The organism is Vibrio sp. 1CM23M (assembly GCF_023161755.1).
Classification (GTDB): Bacteria; Pseudomonadota; Gammaproteobacteria; order Enterobacterales; family Vibrionaceae; genus Vibrio; species Vibrio coralliirubri.
Map to the genome: position 1 here is coordinate 1 of NZ_JALNTR010000015.1, position 18,472 is coordinate 18,472.

Annotated in this window: 14 protein-coding genes; 9 read left to right on the plus strand and 5 right to left on the minus strand. The window is 45.4% G+C overall.

Features of this window, described 5'->3' with window-relative positions:
* Positions 1–953: 953 nt before the first annotated feature.
* The 4 genes from MSG35_RS23055 to hemC are packed head-to-tail and all read right to left on the minus strand — an operon-like array spanning position 954 to position 5,050.
* Positions 954–2,135: a heme biosynthesis HemY N-terminal domain-containing protein gene (locus MSG35_RS23055; RefSeq protein WP_248385067.1), complete on the minus strand. Its 1,182-nt coding sequence runs from the start codon at positions 2,133–2,135 to the stop codon at positions 954–956.
* A complete protein-coding gene (locus tag MSG35_RS23060) occupies positions 2,135–3,361 on the minus strand; it encodes a uroporphyrinogen-III C-methyltransferase (RefSeq protein WP_248385068.1) in 1,227 nt (408 codons plus the stop codon). The genes MSG35_RS23055 and MSG35_RS23060 overlap by 1 nt, the downstream gene beginning before the upstream one ends.
* 19 nt (positions 3,362–3,380) lie before the next feature.
* Positions 3,381–4,109 (minus strand): uroporphyrinogen-III synthase, encoded by a 729-nt coding sequence (locus MSG35_RS23065; protein WP_059022231.1) that lies wholly within the window; start codon positions 4,107–4,109, stop codon positions 3,381–3,383.
* A 2-nt stretch (positions 4,110–4,111) separates the two neighbouring features.
* Entirely contained in the window at positions 4,112–5,050 is a 939-nt protein-coding gene (gene hemC / locus MSG35_RS23070; RefSeq protein WP_048610790.1) for a hydroxymethylbilane synthase, read from the minus strand.
* 344 nt (positions 5,051–5,394) lie between these two features.
* Between hemC and MSG35_RS23075 the strand changes: the two genes are divergently transcribed.
* A complete protein-coding gene (locus MSG35_RS23075) occupies positions 5,395–7,923 on the plus strand; it encodes a class I adenylate cyclase (RefSeq protein ID WP_248385069.1) in 2,529 nt (842 codons plus the stop codon).
* A gap of 71 nt (positions 7,924–7,994) precedes the next feature.
* On the opposite strand, the gene cyaY is transcribed toward MSG35_RS23075, so the two are convergent.
* The gene (gene cyaY, locus MSG35_RS23080; protein ID WP_060983630.1) at positions 7,995–8,309 is read right to left on the minus strand and encodes an iron donor protein CyaY; all 315 of its coding nucleotides are present in this window, start codon (positions 8,307–8,309) and stop codon (positions 7,995–7,997) included.
* Here cyaY and MSG35_RS23085 point away from each other — a divergent pair.
* The 8 genes from MSG35_RS23085 to MSG35_RS23120 all read left to right on the plus strand — a co-directional run bounded on the left by MSG35_RS23085 (position 8,289) and on the right by MSG35_RS23120 (position 18,357).
* Complete coding sequence (locus tag MSG35_RS23085) at positions 8,289–8,501, plus strand: lipoprotein (protein ID WP_017104751.1); 213 nt, start codon at positions 8,289–8,291, stop codon at positions 8,499–8,501. The two genes, cyaY and MSG35_RS23085, sit on opposite strands and share 21 nt — an antisense overlap.
* Before the next feature lie 41 nt (positions 8,502–8,542).
* Complete coding sequence (gene lysA, locus MSG35_RS23090; RefSeq protein ID WP_017061012.1) at positions 8,543–9,796, plus strand: diaminopimelate decarboxylase; 1,254 nt, start codon at positions 8,543–8,545, stop codon at positions 9,794–9,796.
* 11 nt (positions 9,797–9,807) lie between these two features.
* Positions 9,808–10,638: a diaminopimelate epimerase gene (gene dapF, locus MSG35_RS23095; protein WP_017061013.1), complete on the plus strand. Its 831-nt coding sequence runs from the start codon at positions 9,808–9,810 to the stop codon at positions 10,636–10,638.
* 44 nt (positions 10,639–10,682) lie between these two features.
* Entirely contained in the window at positions 10,683–11,381 is a 699-nt protein-coding gene (locus MSG35_RS23100; protein WP_017061014.1) for a DUF484 family protein, read from the plus strand.
* Positions 11,350–12,282 (plus strand): tyrosine recombinase XerC, encoded by a 933-nt coding sequence (xerC, locus tag MSG35_RS23105; protein WP_248369828.1) that lies wholly within the window; start codon positions 11,350–11,352, stop codon positions 12,280–12,282. Before MSG35_RS23100 ends, xerC begins: the two co-directional genes overlap by 32 nt.
* Before the next feature lie 15 nt (positions 12,283–12,297).
* The gene (gene yigB / locus MSG35_RS23110; RefSeq protein ID WP_248369830.1) at positions 12,298–13,014 is read left to right on the plus strand and encodes a 5-amino-6-(5-phospho-D-ribitylamino)uracil phosphatase YigB; all 717 of its coding nucleotides are present in this window, start codon (positions 12,298–12,300) and stop codon (positions 13,012–13,014) included.
* A 168-nt stretch (positions 13,015–13,182) separates the two neighbouring features.
* Entirely contained in the window at positions 13,183–15,681 is a 2,499-nt protein-coding gene (locus tag MSG35_RS23115; protein ID WP_248385071.1) for an EAL domain-containing protein, read from the plus strand.
* A 192-nt stretch (positions 15,682–15,873) separates the two neighbouring features.
* Complete coding sequence (locus tag MSG35_RS23120) at positions 15,874–18,357, plus strand: EAL domain-containing protein (RefSeq protein ID WP_248385072.1); 2,484 nt, start codon at positions 15,874–15,876, stop codon at positions 18,355–18,357.
* Positions 18,358–18,472: the final 115 nt, after the last annotated feature.

Consider the following 18,472-nt stretch of genomic DNA (forward strand, 5'->3'; position numbering starts at 1 on the left):
GTTCAGTTGGTTAGAATACCGGCCTGTCACGCCGGGGGTCGCGGGTTCGAGTCCCGTCCACTCCGCCACTTATTAGAGAAGCCCTGCTAGCAATGGCAGGGCTTTTTTACATTTGAAGAAAAGTGTTTTGCTTATAGGTTATATGGATGCTGTAAAGGCATCGAGGCCCTGCACTTAACGCTATTCGGGAACATATTAGAAAGCCTAGTCTGACGACTAGGCTTTCGTCGTTTCCAGTATCTGAGCTTAGTATTCGTCTTCGAGTTTTGTAGAAGCGTTGTCCGTTCGTTGATCTCGATCTCTCATATTTCGACACTTATTATCAAGCTCTGCTCTCTCTAACAGCGCTTGATTACGTAAGTTTATATTTGTGGCTATTGATTCAATGGTTAACTTTTCCAGATCGTCTCGAGAGCTCTATTTCCTACTACTTTGAAGTGGCTGATAAAGCTGCCTCGTTTTCAATAACAAGGTTTTGTTGGTCGGTAACTCTTGCTATATCCCTTCTACTTAATAGATGAATCTACAGGCAGTTACGTGAACTCCCCGGTTATAACGTTTTATAGTTGGAACATTGATGGCTATTTGATTGCTAAATTGGCGTGATTTTAAGTGGGTATCTGTCTGCGGGTAAATATCTCTAAACGCCTTCTCTCAAGGTGAGACTCAACTACTCTGGGCTTAAAGGTGTCACTTTTCTCTATGATTCCCCCTGAGTTTCTTCTATGGGCTTGTTTATAAGAATGGTAAAACTACATACAGACACAATTAAAGTCGTTCTCCGTCTGTTTGAGAGGCTCGATAGAGCAATTTCATGATTAGTTGGTTTGGTGGCATTGGGTGGGTAGGGTTCGAGGCGTTTGGTTTATAGCTATTGTAGAAGTTATCTAGGGGTAAATAGCAGATACAAAAAAGCCGATGCTAGACATCGGCTTAGTTTGAGTCGCTTTGAATTAAGCGGGTTGAACTAGAGCGAGCGCTTTACGAGAAACCTCGTGAGCTGCTTTCGTTAAGTTTTGCTTCTCTAGTGCGTCAGATAGGTATCCGTAATCTGAAACATTTGAACGAAGTGCTAGGGCTTTCTCAAAGTGGCTTTGTGCTTCCGCCCACTTCTGCTCTCTTAAGTAGAACTGAGCCAGCGCGCTGTGTGCTTCGGCATTACCACTGTCTTTACTGATTGCACGTTCTAGCATGACCACTACTGGGTGGTGATCGGCTAAGTTCAGCTCGGGAAGCAACATGTAGAGTTCATTTGAACCACTCTTCGCAATGTTCTCTTTGATCACTGTGAACGCTTCTGAGTCAGCTTTGCGAGCGATCAGTTGCTTCACAAAGCAGGATACAAGATGCGAACTTTGTTTCTGCTTTCTTGAAAGCTTGTTCCAATGGCTGATTAAACCTTCGCTACCTTGCTGTTGAGCTACATCATGAAGTAATCCACATTGTGCTTTCTGTTCTAATTCACGTTGCTCATCAGCTGTTAGAAGCTTGTTCTTAACTAATTTAGGCGTTAACTCTAGTAATGGCTGCCATAACTTGAGTTGCAAGTAAGTGGCTTTTAACAGGCCAAGTACAGCAGTGTTATTAGGGTATGTGCCTTTTAGGGTAGAAAGTGTATCGAATGCAGCTTCGTAGTTTGACTCGCTGATTTGCTGTTTAGCTTTAGTTAGCTCAACCGCCAGTAGAGAGTCGCCCTGTTGGCTAGCAAGCTCGATGTACTTATCACGCTCACTTGTATTACCTTGCTCGTGTGCCGCTTGAGAAGCGACTAAATAACAAAGTAGAGGCATGTCGTGATGGTTAGCCCAACGCGTTACTTTCTTCTCAGCGCCTTTCCAATCACCTTCAAGCAGCTTGATGATACCTTCATTGGTATAACGACGAGAGCGTTTCAGCTTACGAACACTGAACCAGTTCCAAGTTGTCGAGCTTGCGTACATAAGCTTTTTAAATAGGTACTCTAAGCCGAATAGAGCCGCTAGAAGAGCGATGACGAAGATAACCAGTGTTGTCACGCTCATCTCAATGGTCTTATTCGCAATTGAGATCAGAACGTAGCCTTGTTGACCAGAGAACTGAGTACCAACAATTAACCCAGCACCTAGAACGAGAAAAAGAAAAATCCAACGAACCATTATTTTTCCTCCGTAGTCATAACGGTGACTTCACGACGTAGGCGCTCACGTATTACATCTGACAACTCATTTTGAGACTCAAGCTTTACAGGGTATTTCACAGAGATGTTCTGTTCACTTAGCTGTTTAATCGCTTTCTCAAATTCAATCACTGAGTTGTTATCTTGGTTTAGATACGCTTTCGACCATTCGCTCGCGGTATTAAGAGCTGCGCTATAGAGTTCACCTTGTTCTTTGTAGACGGCGCGAATCGCGGTTTCTAATTTACCTTTGATGTTTTCACGCAGGTAGAAGTGCTGTTCTGGTGATAGTAGAGGGATAACTTCGCCATCACGACTGCGGAATGTGATGAAGTTTTCTGAGAAGTCTTTCATCGACGTCATCAGGTTGTTCTGCCAATCATTAATATCTTGCGATACCGCTTTTTTCTCAACAGCCGCAGCTTCTGGAAGAATCGCATTGGCAAGCGGCAGTGTATCGACTTGTTGTTGGAGACTTGTGATACGCAGAACTAAGCCGTCACGGTCGATCAGAGGAATGGTACGAAGCTTGGTAATGTCATTGGTCATTGATTGACGCAGTGACACTAAGCTCGGGTCATTCAGTGCTGCGATACGTTGATCGGCACTTTCCATTAACTTGGTTGCACTAACGGCATCATGCTCTAGGAACAGTTTACGTCCTGCTAGTTTCACAAGGTAATCGGCTTCGGCAAGTAACCAGTCATTCGGGCGGCGACCTTTCACGTCAGCTACTGCTAACTGCAGGCTTTGAATGCTCTTCTGCTGTTGAGACTGTACGACTTGAGTTTTCTCCACCGCGTGTGACGCTTCTTGGATAGTCTCTTGCTTGATGGTTTGTAGGTCTTTATTTACCGCAGATTGGGTATTTTGAAGTTGTGCTTGAAGAGCGGCGATTTGAGCGGAGTGCTCAGCGCCCTTTTGCTGCATTTGAAATGCGATACCACCACTGAAGATAATAGAAATCGCGATCGCAATAGCGCCTAGTTTGACACCGCGCTTACCTTGCTTTTCTGCTTTCTCTATTTGCTCTTTATGCTCAGCTTGAAGCTGTTCATTTTTAGCGGTATTTGACGCAGAGGCATCAAGCTTCTGTTCAGGCTGTTTTGTCTCTGTAGAGTCAGCTTTTTCGTTTTCAATAACTACTGGCTGAATATCTTGTTTCTTTTCAGGTTCAATATGCTCATTATTTTTTTTGCTTGTCATGCTTATTTCCTGTTTCTAGCTAGGGCCGGAGAGCAGCCAGTAATATTTGGTTCGTAGCACTGTGAGTATTGGTCACGTTCGAGAAGCCGAGTTGTTGTGCTCGTTCTACAATGCGCTGGCTTGGGACAAATAGATGTCTTGTTGAAAGCCAAGCCAAATACTCATCAGGGGTAATTGAGCAGAGATACTCCAATTGTTCCTGACTAGTGATGACAACTTTGGACGTTTTTTTGTTTATCCATGTTTGATAGGTATTGTGGTCGCAAATAGGAATATATTCTCTACGGTAGGTCTCACAATAAGAGACTTGTGCACCTTGATTGAGTAGAGAATCTCTAATGAGCTCACGCCCACCATTACCACGTAGTATCAAAATGGACTTATTTTCTACGCCATTAAGTTCAGTAAGTTTAAGAAGATGTTCACTATCACTAACTTGAGGGTAGTTTACTTTTTGTTTACAGACTTTGCTTAAAACGTGCGCAGTTTTTTGACCAACGCCAAGATAAAGCGGCGAAGTGGGCCAAATGGATGAGGTTTTCGAAAGGATGTTTTGGGCAGCCGTCACGGCGTGGTGACTGACTGCAATAATGATATCGCTGTTATTAAGCTGGGTGCTTAAATCCGCAGAGTTTGGATTATCCACGATACGAATCAGCGGATGATGGATTGCTTGAATACCTTCATCCGCTAGTTGTTGGCAAAGCGATTGTCCCTCAAAACCGGGACGAGTCACCAACACTGTCATGATTATTCTTGGTCAGCGTAGAGCTTGGTTAAGATTTCTCTTGCACCATCATCCAGCAATTGATTTGCCAGAGTCACGCCAAGTGCTTCTGCATCTTTACGAGGGCCTGAGATCTCACCACGAACCATCTTAGAACCATCCGGTTCACCAACTAATGCACGTAGCCAGATGTTGTCGCCATCTAATAGTGAATAGCTACCGATAGGCACCTGGCAACCACCTTCTAGAGTAAGGTTCATTGCACGCTCGCAAAGTACGCGATCAGCCGTGTCTTTGTGATTCAGCGGCTCAAGAAGCTTGATTAGACGTTCATCATCTAGACGACATTCAATACCAACGGCACCTTGGCCGACAGCCGGTAGAGACTGTTCTGGTTCGATGAAGCTACGAATACGTTCTTCTAGCTCTAAACGTTTAAGGCCTGCAGCAGCCAGTACGATCGCATCGTATTGACCATCATCGAGTTTACCTAGACGAGTACCAACGTTGCCGCGTAGCTCTTTGATGATGAGGTCAGGGCGGTATTCTAACAGTTGGCATTGGCGACGCAGGCTGCATGTACCCACGACAGCACCTTGTGGGAGTTCGTCGATGTTGTTGTAAGTGTTTGATACGAAGGCGTCACGCGGATCTTCACGCTCACAAATCGTTACCAGACCTAGACCTTCAGGAAAGTCGACAGGTACATCTTTCATTGAGTGAACGGCTAGGTCAGCACGACCTTCTAGCATTGCTACTTCAAGTTCTTTAACGAACAGTCCTTTACCACCCACTTTAGCAAGCGGAGTGTCGAGGATGATGTCACCTTTGGTCACCATAGTTACCAACTCAACCTCTAAACCAGGGTGAGCAGCTTGTAGTGCATCCCTTACAAAGTATGCCTGCCAAAGGGCAAGAGGGCTTTTTCTGGTCGCGATACGGATTGGTGCTGAATTTGTCATGGTGTTTCCGATATAGGTTCTGTAATAGCCTAATCCTACCATTATGAGGCGAGAATTCTTACTGTTTGATCATTCCATACTTTGATAGCTGAGAGATTTTCATGAGTTCACCAAAATAGTGTGATTGGTATCTCATTTGAAACATGGGCTATTATTAGAAATAGTCAATAAAGAGGACACTACGGCGCCGTGAGTTTAACTTTCTGTCATCAAGGAATTGACCAGTATGACGGGTTCCTTTGCTTTACCATTAAGGGTAAAAGTGTTAAATTGATCACGTTTTGTTGCTCCTTTCGTTCAGTAACTAAACAGAACTGCACTTAACCTCAAACCAAGGACTTACCTTGCAGGCTTACACTCAAACTTTGATTCAACGATTAGACAATCTAAATCAGCAGCGCATTGATCGTGCGTTGGCGTTGATGAATGTGCAAGGCCAGCGAGTATTCAACCTTATTCCCGCACTGCTTCACTTCAATCACCCGATGATGCCTGGTTATTATGACCAACAAGTTCCTTTTGGAATTCGTAGCTTCACGCTTAATGAATTCCAAAAGCAATTTGTCTCTGATACCGAATTAACGCTGGGTGGCAAACTCACCGAAGCTGATGAACCTGCAATCCTTGGCTTGTACACCATGGGCAGTACTTCTTCTATTGGTCAAAGCACTTCAAGTGATCTTGATATCTGGGTGTGTGTTTCCCCGGATATGGATGGCGCATCTCGCGATAGCCTAACCAACAAGTGTCTCTTGATTACTGATTGGGCTGAAACCTTAGGGGTTGAAGCGAACTTCTTCTTGATGGATGAAGAGCGTTTCCGTTCGAACCATTCAGAAGAGATGACAGGCGATAACTGTGGTTCTTCACAGCATTTATTACTGCTTGATGAGTTCTATCGCTCTGCGGTTCGTTTAGCTGGTCAGCGTTTGTTGTGGCAAATCATTCCGCCAGAAATGGAAGAGTGTTACGACGAGTATGTTCAAGGCTTGTGTCAGGATGGTTATCTTGATTGCTCGCAGTGGATCGATTTCGGCAAGCTGAATCGTATTCCCGCTGAAGAGTACTTTGGTTCAAACCTGTGGCAGCTCTATAAGAGTATCGACTCACCGTATAAATCGGTTTTGAAGGCGATCCTGTTAGAAGCCTATTCATGGGAATACCCAAACACCCAATTGTTGAGTATTGATACCAAGCGTCGCTTCTTCGCGGATGAACCGGATCTGTATGGCATGGATAGCTACTATCTGATGCTTGAGAAGGTAACGCGCTACCTAGAACGTATTAACGACCACACTCGATTGGACTTGGTGAGACGCTGTTTCTACCTTAAGACCCACGAGAAATTGTCACGAGATGCGGGCATTGGCTCTGTTGCGTGGCGTCGTGAAGCCTTAACTGAGATGACTAGGTCTTGGAATTGGGGACATGAAACCATTGCTGAGCTTGATAACCGCCGTAACTGGAAGGTTGAGCAGGTTAAAGTGGTGCACCATGCACTGCTTGATGCCTTGATGCTGAGCTATCGTAATCTGATTCAATTTGCGCGTCGTAACGACATCACTTCTGCAATCAGTCCACAAGATATCAGTATCTTGGCACGTAAGCTTTACGCTGCGTTTGAGGTCTTGCCGGGCAAAGTGACGCTACTGAACCCGCAAATTTCTCCGGACCTGCATGAGCCAGATTTGAGCTTCATCGAAGTTCGTCAGGGTCAGTCCAACAAAGCCGGTTGGTACTTGTATAAGCAGCCACTGGTAGCACACCGCATTCTTGGTCAGCCTTCTCTTGAACATCATGAGTACTTGAGTAAGTTAGTAGCATGGTCGTTTTTTAATGGCTTGATTACCGAGTCGACACGTTTGCACTCTGTGGTTCGTGACGCTCATATTGATATCGATAAGTTCTATCAAATGGTGAGCGATCTGCGTAATACGTTTTCTTTGCGTAAGCGTCGCCCGAGTATGCAAGCACTGGCGAGCCCGTGTGAGATAAGCCAGCTAGCGATGTTCATCAACTTTGAAAACGATCCAACTTCTGAGTTGAGCGGTCGTGCATTAAAAGTCGATCTCAAGAATGCCGATATCTTCAGTTTTGGTGAAGAAGGTAAGAGCTTAGTCGGCAGTGTCGATTTGGTTTATCGTAACTCTTGGCATGAAGTACGTACGCTTCATTTCCAAGGTGATACGGCAATGCTTGACGCACTTAAGACGGTACTTGGCAAAATGCACCAAGATGCGTTGCCGCCAGAGTCAGTCGATGTATTCTGTTACAGCAAAAACCTGCGCGGTGTGATGCGTAATATGGTGTATCAACTGCTTGCTGAGTGTATCGATTTGCGATTAAAACCGATTGAACCAGAGAAACGTCGTCGCTTTAAGGCTATCCGCCTAGCTAATAAGATGTTTGGTCTGTTCTTCGAGCGCCGTGGTGTGTCGGTACAGATGCTAGAAAACTCGGTCGACTTCTATCGTAGTATCTCAACTAACAAGCTGAAGGGTTCGCCTTTACTGATGCTCGACAAAGAGCAAGAGTATCAACTGCCAGAAGTAGTGGATGGTTTTGCGAGTGAGGGCTTAATTCAGTTCTTCTTTGAAGATACCGACAAAGGTTTCAATATTTATGTATTGGACGAGTCGAATCAGGTTGAGGTGTATCATCAATACAGCGGCGAAAAAGATGAGATGATCGCGAGCGTGAATTCTTTCTACACGTCGGTAAAAGATGAGTCGAAGATGTCGTCTAAGTTGATTAACTTTAATCTACCTCAGTACTACCAAATCGTTCATCCTGAAGAAGGCAATTCCTACGTTGTGCCTTATCGTAACGATGCAACTTTAGCTTCTCGGAGCTCAAAGATAGTCAACATCTAGTCTTACTAAGACTGATTGATATTAAAAAAGGAGTGATTGATTCACTCCTTTTTAGTTTTGCTTACAAATGATTAGACCCAATCGATCTCTTCACCTGCGTGCTTAACACATTCTTCTTTCACCATCTCAAACAGCTCCATGCCCGTCTTAGAACATGTCCACTTGTTGTCGATTAATTTGAAGTGGAAGCCACCAGATTTAGACGCCAACCAGATTTCTTTCATTGGTTCTTGGCGGTTAATGATGATTTGGCTGCGGTTCTCAAACTCCAGCGTCATCACGTTACCAGTCACTTCGTAATCAATATCTGCCTCTGATTCATCGATAGCTTCTTCGATGTTTTGCATCTGTATATCGACCAGCTGATGAAATTCAGTCTCGTTCATCCTTTCTATCCTATTGCTTTTCCTGAGTGTGGTGCGATTATAGGGGGCATTGAGTTAATAATCACGATATGCAAAATGAAAAAATTAATTACCGCTCTGTTTATGGTGTCCGTTATTGGACTTTCTGGTTGTGGTCAAACGGGTCCGTTATACGATCCTGATGAAGTTCAGCAGACTGAACAATCACAATAAGTGAAACACGCAGAAATCGTTATTTATAAGGGATAAGAACTTTGGATTACTTCAACTATCAGGAAGATGGCCAGCTTTGGGCTGAGGACGTCGCACTTTCACAACTAGCAGAGCAATATGGTACACCGCTGTATGTATATTCTCGTGCAACATTAGAACGCCACTGGAATGCGTTTGATTCATCGGTTGGTGAGCATCCACACTTGGTGTGTTATGCCGTTAAAGCTAACTCGAACCTCGGCGTATTGAACACTTTGGCTCGTTTGGGCTCAGGCTTTGACATCGTTTCTGGCGGTGAGCTAGAGCGTGTGGTTGCTGCAGGTGGCGATCCGGCGAAAGTTGTATTCTCTGGTGTCGGCAAAACAGCCGCTGAAATGAAGCGTGCGCTTGAGTTGAACATTAAGTGTTTCAACGTAGAGTCTGAGCCAGAACTAGAGCGACTGAATAAAGTGGCTGGTGAGCTTGGTGTTAAAGCGCCGATTTCACTGCGTATCAACCCAGACGTTGATGCCAACACTCACCCTTATATCTCTACTGGTCTGCGTGATAACAAGTTTGGTATTGCTTTCGACCGTGCTCCTGCTGTCTATGAGTTTGCAAAAACACTCGATAACCTGTCTATCCATGGTATCGATTGCCACATTGGTTCTCAGCTAACGGATATCGAACCTTTCATCGATGCAACCGATCGCCTGCTTGCGCTGATCGACCAGCTACGTGCTAACGGTATCAACATCAAACACCTTGATGTCGGTGGCGGCTTGGGTGTGGTTTATCGTGATGAATTACCACCACAGCCTTCTGACTACGCGAAAGCCTTATTGGCTCGCCTAGACAATCATTCTGATCTAGAGCTGATTTTCGAGCCTGGAAGAGCGATTGCTGCTAACGCTGGTGTATTATTAACGAAAGTCGAGTTCCTCAAGCCAACAGAGCACAAGAATTTTGCCATCATCGATGCAGCAATGAACGACCTAATGCGCCCAGCACTTTACCAAGCTTGGCAGGATATTGTTCCTGTGAGCCCTCGTCAGGGTGAAGCCGTGACTTACGATTTGGTTGGCCCAATCTGTGAGACAGGCGATTTCCTAGGTAAAGATCGTGACCTTGTTCTTGAAGAAGGTGATCTGCTAGCAGTTCGTTCAGCGGGTGCTTATGGCTTCGCGATGTCATCTAACTACAACACTCGTTCGCGTGCGGCTGAAGTGATGGTGGATGGCGATAAAACTCACTTGGTTCGTCAGCGTGAAGAGCTTACGAGTCTGTGGGAACTTGAAAACATTCTTCCGGAGTAATTTTAAGCGTTATGCACTTCCACTTTTCTAAAATGCATGGTTTGGGCAATGATTTCATGGTCGTGGACTGCATTACTCAAAATATTTTCTTTTCTCCAGATTTGATCCGTCGTTTGGCGGATCGTCACACTGGCGTGGGCTTTGATCAGCTACTTGTGGTTGAGGCTCCCTATGATCCAGAAACTGATTTCCATTACCGCATATTCAATGCGGATGGCAGTGAAGTGGAGCAGTGTGGCAATGGCGCGCGTTGTTTTGCACGATTCGTTCGCATGAAAGGCTTAACGAATAAGTACAGCATCAACGTGAGTACCAAGAAAGGTAAAATGGTTCTCAAGATTGAAGAGAATGACCTGATCACGGTGAACATGGGCATTCCTGAGTTCGAACCCGGCAAGATTCCATTCAAGGCCAAGCAGCCAGAGAAGACGTATATCCTAAGAACGGATGTACACACCTTGTTCTGTGGTGCGGTAAGCATGGGTAACCCACATGTGGTGACTGTGGTTGATGACGTCGACACGGCTGATGTGGACACCTTAGGCCCGCTACTTGAATCACACGAACGTTTCCCTGAGCGTGTTAATGCTGGCTTTATGCAGGTCGTTAACCGTGAAGAAGTTCGCTTGCGTGTTTACGAACGTGGAGCGGGTGAAACTCAGGCTTGTGGTAGCGGTGCGTGTGGTGCTGTTGCAGTGGGTATCACTCAAGGTTTACTGGCTGAGAATGTGAAAGTTCGTCTACCTGGCGGTGACTTACACATTAGCTGGCAAGGACCGGGTAAACCTCTGTTTATGACAGGCCCTGCAACGCATGTGTTTGATGGTCAACTTTCTTGCTAATAGCGACCCAAAACAAATAGATTCATAAAAATAAAGGATAGGTTTTGTCTTACGTTGAAGCCGACGCACTCACCGCAGAAGTGGTCGCGGAATACTTACGTGATAACCCAGATTTTTTCCAAGACCGAAAAGATTTGGTTGATCGCCTTGCTATCAATAACGTTGAGCAGGGCGCTGTTTCTCTGGTTGAGGTTCAGCTTAAACGCCAGCGTCATCGAATCGAAGAGCTTGAAGAAGAGATCACTGGCTTGATGTCGTTGGCAGCAAATAACGATAAAACCTTCTATGAGTTTATGGATCTGCAAGCGCAAGTGCTGAAATGCAGTGACTTCATGCAGGTGATAAAAGCCGTTGAACAAAAAGCGTTAGATCTTGGGCTTAAGGCTCATGTTCGAATTCTTTCGCAATCTGGCTTTTATCAGTTGAGTGCTGAGGGTTACTCTAAGTTTTCGCTTAACCATTTCAATGGCAAAGATGCCTATCTTGGACGCTTGAGAAAAGCCGACAGACACGATTTGTTTGGTGATTATCCAGTTCCAGAGCTAGGCTCTTATGTAGTACTACCGCTTGCTAAGCAGTCTCCATTGGGTTTGCTCGCCTTTTCTAGTGAAGATGGCGGACATTTCCAACCCCATATGGATACGCTCTTTTTACGCCATTTAGCACTTGTTGTCGCTCATTTGGCGGACACCTTACCTTGGCAGATAAATAATGAGCCTAGAGCCCAAAATACCTCTTCCTAACAGCCTTCAAAAGCCACTTTCTCGCTTCTATGAATATCTCAGAAGCGAGAAGGGACTCAGCCTACACACCCAACGTAATTACAAACAACAACTTGAAACCATGGCCGGTCATTTAGTCACGCTCGGACTTAAAGACTGGGGTCAAGTCGATGCGGCGTGGGTCAGACAACTGGCCAGTAAAGGCATGCGTGAGGGGATGAAGGCGAGCAGCATTGCAACGCGCTTATCTTCACTGCGCAGCTTCTTTGATTTCCTTGTGTTGCGTGGCGAAATGACCGCTAATCCAGCCAAAGGTGTCTCTGCGCCTCGCAAACAACGTCCTTTGCCTAAAAACCTCGATGTCGATGAAGTGGGTCAACTGCTTGATGTGAATGAGGACGATCCATTGTCGATTCGTGATCGAGCGATGATGGAGGTGATGTATGGTGCTGGATTACGATTGGCAGAACTGGTCGGTATCAATCTTAAAGATGTGTTGGGTCGACAAGGCGAAATCCGAGTAATTGGTAAAGGCGACAAAGAACGCAAAGCGCCTTTTTCTGGTTTAGCAAAAGAGTGGGTCGATAAATGGCTCAAAGTTCGTGGTGAATTGGCTTCACCGGGTGAAGCCGCGCTGTTTGTCTCTAAGCTCGGGACTCGTATCTCTCACCGTAGCGTGCAAAAGCGCATGGAAGAGTGGGGCAAAAAGCAATCCGTCGCGAGTCATATTAGCCCGCATAAACTGCGTCACTCCTTCGCAACGCATGTGCTGGAGTCGAGCCAAAACCTTCGTGCTGTGCAAGAGTTGCTTGGCCATGAAAACATCTCGACGACCCAAGTGTATACCCACTTAGATTTCCAACACTTAGCACAAGCTTATGATCAGGCTCACCCGAGAGCTCGTAAGAAGAATAAAGATTAGATTAAAGGGTTTACTATGCGAATTTATCGAGGGTTAAAGCCCATCAAAGCCATGACCTTTGACTTGGATGACACCCTGTATGACAACTGGCCTGTGATCATGAAGGTTGAGAAAGAGATGGCACAGTGGCTTTATCAAAAGCACCCAGTGTCTGCTTCTTTATCGCTTGAAGAGTGGCAGGGCATTAAACAGCAAGTCGCATCTGAAAACCCAGCTTTGAAACATGATGTCACCGTGTGGCGTGAAACTCAGATTAAGAGTGGTTTGCTGCAATTGGGTTACTCTCTGCAGCAAGCGGAGCAAGCGGCTCGAGAGGGCATTGAGCATGCCTTATGGCTGCGCAATCAAGTCGACGTTCCTCAAGAAACACATCGAGTGATGACTGAGCTTAGCCAACGTATTCCTCTGGTTGCGATTACCAATGGCAATGTCGACCCACACAAAATTGGCTTAGGGCAGTATTTTCAATTAATCCTTAAAGCTGGCCCTGATGGCAGAGCAAAACCCTACCCAGATATGTTTGAAAAAGCTCAGCAACACCTAGATTGCGACGCTGATAATATTCTTCATGTTGGTGATCACCTTAAAACGGATGTCTATGGAGCCAAGCAAAATGGCTTCCAAGCGTGCTGGTTTAATGACACTGGTTCCAATTTATACCGCTCCCCGAAGGCGAGCGTGCTCCCTGATGTTGAAATAGACCAACTTAGCGATCTTATGCGACTAATTTAATGGCTCGGTAAGCTTATTGTGTCGCATTTATGATAGTGAATTGTTACATTAGTCGCCTATAAAAGCCTGATTAGGCTAGGATAATTGGCGACTACTTTTTATCGATTCATTTCAGTCATAGCAGTGGTTGCGGGTTGTTACTTCACTCGATTTTGAACAAGGGTTGGCATGCAAACATTTACATTTCTCGCAAATACTGAGGCGTTATTTAGAGCTCAATTTGATCAGCGAGAATGGTGTGACAGCAAACAGTACCTTATTCAAATTTTCTCAGCTCAATCTTCAGATCTGGCCCGTCAAATCGCGAGTGTTGCCCTCAATCGTTTAAACAATGCGACGCTAATTGGTCAGAGTGCTCGTCATGTTATCTGTGATAATTGCCTTGAAAGTGTATGCACCTTAGTCATCATCAGTGAGTTCAACGAAACCCATCTAACCTCTGCGGTTCAGCCTTTTACCGGTAATCCAAATCAAGATAGCCAAGACTTAGCTTTTCAGCTGCGCCTTACAGAAGACACCAAAACGGTCATCAGCTTGTGCGATCAGGTTGAAGGGCGTGATTATCCTATTTATAGCGCTTTTGAAAATTTGCCTTACGCCTTGCCGATTGCTGGTGGACTGTGCCATGAGAATGAATTTGGTCGTTGGGTTATGTATAACGAGCAAACCTACCAGCATGCCTGTGTTGCAGTGGCTCTGACTAACCCAGAATTGAAGGTTTGGTCGGACGCGTACTCTGAGTGGAACCCGATAGGGATGAAGCTACGAGTTACACATGCAATCGGGAATCGCTTATACGCGTTGAACGACAAGCCAGCTATCGAAGTATTCAAACATTACCTTGCGGATGGCAAAGACCTTCCTTTTAGCCAGCTGATGAGCTTTCCGCTTTATCGAGAACTTGGTAGAAAGAAGGGTATCTCGACGCCTCTGCGTATTAATGATGATGGCAGTATCGAGTTTGATAGCCCTTGGCATGTCGGTGAAGAGGCGCAGTTTTGTTATAATCACCCATCTCTCACTGCAGAAAAGGTACGCCACGGGGCCGAGATGCTAGCCATGCATCAGCCTGAATCGGTGATCATTTATAACTGCGTATCTCGACTTGAATTTATCGACAGCAAACTTGAGCTCAAGCCATTTGAAGGGATAGTGAATACATGTGGTGCCTACTGCATGGGGGAGCTATACCGTAATGAAGACCGCCAAGAGATACTGCACCACAGCCTGACTTATATCGCTATGCGCGAGTCTGATGAGATTAAAGAGTTTCATTGTGAAGACTTTCAGTGCGGCTCAACCGTGTCGCCGTTGCTTAACCTTGTCAGAAATGCAGTCGCTGATCTCGACAGTATGAATACTCAGATGGAGAAAAAACTCCATCAACAAGCGCGTCGCTTAACCGAAAGTTATCGCATTGACTCGCGTACTGGTTTGCCGAACCGTATCGTATTGAAAGAACGCCTCAATACGATTCTGTTTAGTGAACACTTACTCACGTTAAAGCTCACGAATTTCCATCAAGTTAACGAAAAATACGGCTATCAAGTGGGTGATCAGCTACTGCTTGACCTGTCTAATCACTTTATCGAGCGATTGCAGCTTCGTGTCGTGAAAGAGCCTCGCGTGAAGGTAGAGCTGTTCAGTATTGGTGTTGGAGAGTGGGCGATTATCTTCAATGCGAGTGTTGGTAGTACGAAAATAAAAGAAGGTTTCGTTGAGTTCGCCGATGACATCGAACACATAAATTTTGAGCCGTATGGTTTGGCTGATATTGATTACTTGTCAGTTTCTCTGTGTGGCGGCTTTGCTAGTCGTTGTGACTTCTTAACCGACAGTGGTGACGAGATCTTATTGAAAGCGATCGAAGCTCGACGCTATGGAGTACGTAATAATACCCACATCACCAATGCCAAAGACATTCAGGTGAGCGAAGAGGACCGCAAAGAGCAACTCGGTTGGTTGAGCTGTGTGAGCCGTGCGATTTTAGATCAGAACATCATCACCTATTCACAGCCGATTGTGGAATCGGGTACGCACGAAATGATTGGCCAAGAGTGTTTGGTCAGAATCATGGAGTCGGACGGTACCATTGTGCCACCAGGAAAGTTCTTACCGATCATTGCTGACACCCACCTTTATACGCGCCTTAGTCGACACATGATTAAGAGCACTATTGGCTATATGGCGGATAAGCAGAGTTCGTTTTCTATCAATCTATCCCCACAAGATTTGTTGAGCGACAAGACGCTCGAGGTTCTTGAGGCAGCGATCAGTGGTATGAACGATCCTACTCGACTTGGTTTAGAAGTTTTAGAGTCAGAACAGATTAAAGATTATGGCCGTATGATTGAGGTGTGTGATCACTTCCGCGCACTCGGGGCAAGAATCATTGTTGATGATTTTGGCTCTGGTTATTCAAACATCGATGAAATCATCAAGCTAGAGCCGCAGATCATTAAGCTCGACGGTAGCTTGATTCGTAATATCGACAAAGACCAAAAACAAAGAAACATCGCTTCTCAGTTGGTTCGTTTGTGCCAAGTGTTCAATGCCAAAACGGTCGCTGAATTTGTCCATAACCAACAAGTTTGTGAGATAGCAGAGCAAATGGGTGTTGATTATCTGCAGGGTTACTACTTCGGTGAGCCTAAGCGACTGTTTTAGAAGTTAAAGCTTCCCACATTGTGTAACTACTGGCTATAAAAGTACTGCGCCGCCATTAATGATTGCTTTTTGGCGGAATGAGTGATGTCTAACTAAGGTCACATTATTCATAACACGATCGTAAGTATTCCGTGCAAGCCTTATCTATAATAAGCACAATAACAAATCATTAACGTAACGATTAATGTGAATATGCAGTCGACTTCTCTCCTGATACAAGACATTGAGCAAACCCAACGTGAATTGGAAAAGATAGATTTTCATCAACATGAAAGCCTACTGATTCAGGTGTTTTCGTCTTTCGAGAAAGGTTCTGTTTTGGCTGCCTGCCAAGTGATTCAATCGACTTTTCCCAATGCCAAACTGATTGGTTGCAGTGCTAACCACTACATCAGCCAAGGTGTCATCCTGCACCAAGGTCTTTATCTGATTGTTACCCGCTTTGACGCGACGTCTTACTCTTGTGGTGTGGTCGAATATAGCGAACAACCATTGGTCGATAGCCACGCTATGTGGCAACAACTTGAGTGCAATGATAATACTCAAAGCATCATTTGTTTCGCAGACCGCTTGCAGATAAATAACCGAGATCTATTTTCAGCGTTTGAGCAGTCGAGATATTCATTACCGATCTGCGGCGGAGCATCGACCATCACAGATAATGGACGTTGGGTGATGTTAGACGGCATTTGCTATGAAAATGCCTATGTGATGTTGGCGCTGCACAGTGTCGAGCTCTCTATTGCTAAGGGTTATTACACTGAATGGAATCCGATTGGCCGGACTTTCCGAGTGACAGGTGCTCAAGATAACCGGTTGCTGGAGTTGGATGGGATGCCTGTTCGAGAACTCTATAATCGTTACCTCGCTGATGGCCTCGAAGTACCTTTTGAGCAACTGCATAACTTTCCCTTGATGGTCGGTGACCCGAAAGAGCAAAACATTCATTTACCGCTCAAGGTAACGGAAAGTGGAGAGATAGAATTCAGCGGCCAGTTCCAAGTGGGTGATGAGGTCAGGTTTTGTTATGACCATCCATCATTGACCTTAGAGCAGATACGACTGGGCGTGCAGCAGATCGCCTCTCATAGACCAGAACAGTTCTTCATTTACAACTGCACCTCTCGTATCGACTTTATCGATGGTAACCAAGAGGTTGAGGTTTTCCAAAAATTGGCCGACAGCTATGGCGTTTACTGCATGGGAGAACTTTATCAAGAGAATAGCCAACAGCGAATCTTGCACCATAGCCTCACTTACCTCGCGCTTAGAGAAGGCGAGGTAAGTGAGGCGGTATTGCCATTAGAGACACAACCCGCGACCAACATATCCCCTCTGTTTTCATTGATCCGAAATGCACTGCTTGATGTTGATGACATGAATAACAGCATGGCGAGTAAGATTCAGCAGCAAGCCACCGCATTGACGGCAAGCTACCGAATTGATCACCGTACTGGCTTACCCAATCGAAGTGTGTTGCGTGAGAAGCTGTCGAAAATGAGCAGTGATAGCCACTTGCTAGCTTTGAAGGTCACGACCTTTGGTCAGATCAATGAGAAGTACGGCTATCGAGTGGGTGACAAGCTTCTGCATGATTTGAGTGAGTACTTTCAAAAGGCGCTGTGGCAGTTCTTTGATGAGGGCTGTCAGCTCTACAGTATCGGTATTGGTGAGTGGGCGGTGGTGTTTGATAGTTGGGCGAGCCAAGAACATATTCATCAGCGATTCTCGGAATTTGCTGATCAAACCGAGCATGTGAATTTTGAGCCTACCGGTCTACCCGATATTGATTACTTGTCGGTGTCTATCTGTGCGGGTATTGCCAGCCGTCGAGATTTCCCGACTACCTCTATTGATGACTTATTGTTGAAGGCGATTGATGCGCGGCGCAGCGCTGTCAGCCTAAACAAACACCTAGTGAGTGCCAAGGCACTCACTCAATTAGAGAAGCATCGCCAAGAGCAACTTGGTTGGCTGTCGTGCGTGAGCCGTGCTGTGTTTAATCAGAATATTGTGGCGTGCTCTCAGCCCATAGTCTCAGCACACAGTCATCAGGTAGAGAGCTACGAGTGTTTAGTTCGAATTGAAGAAGACGGTCAGTTGATTGCGCCGGGTAAGTTCTTGCCAATCATTGAAGGAACCCATCTCTATACACGCCTCAGTCGTCAGATGATAACGCGCACCTTTGATTTTATGAGTCAGCGAACCGATTCGTTCTCAATTAATTTAGCGCCACAAGATTTCAGCAATGAGAAAACCATTCTTCACCTTGAGCAAGCGATCAAAAAAATCAGTCACCCACAGCGTATTGGCTTGGAGGTATTAGAGACGGAACAAATTCAGGATTACGGTCGCTTGATTGAGGTGTGTAATCACTTCCGCGATCTTGGTGTGAATATTATTGTTGATGACTTTGGTTCGGGCTATTCGAACATTGATGAGATATTGAAGCTAGAGCCACAGGTGATCAAGCTTGATGGCAGTTTGATTCGCAATATTGATAAAGATAAAAAGCAACGCAAGATCGCTCAGCAGCTAGTGAGCTTGTGCCAGATTCTGAATGCTAAGACGGTGGCAGAGTTCGTTCATAACGAGCAGGTGTGTCGTATTGCTGAAGACATGGGTGTCGATTACTTGCAAGGGTATTACTTTGGTCAGCCTCAGCGTTTGTTTTGATGGAGCGAGCGTTTCACGTGAAACACTGGTTGGCTCAATAACGAAAATACGATGTAAAAAGGGTGAGCTTATGGCTCACCCTTTTTGTTTTCAGTACCTGTCCCGTCCTGAAATG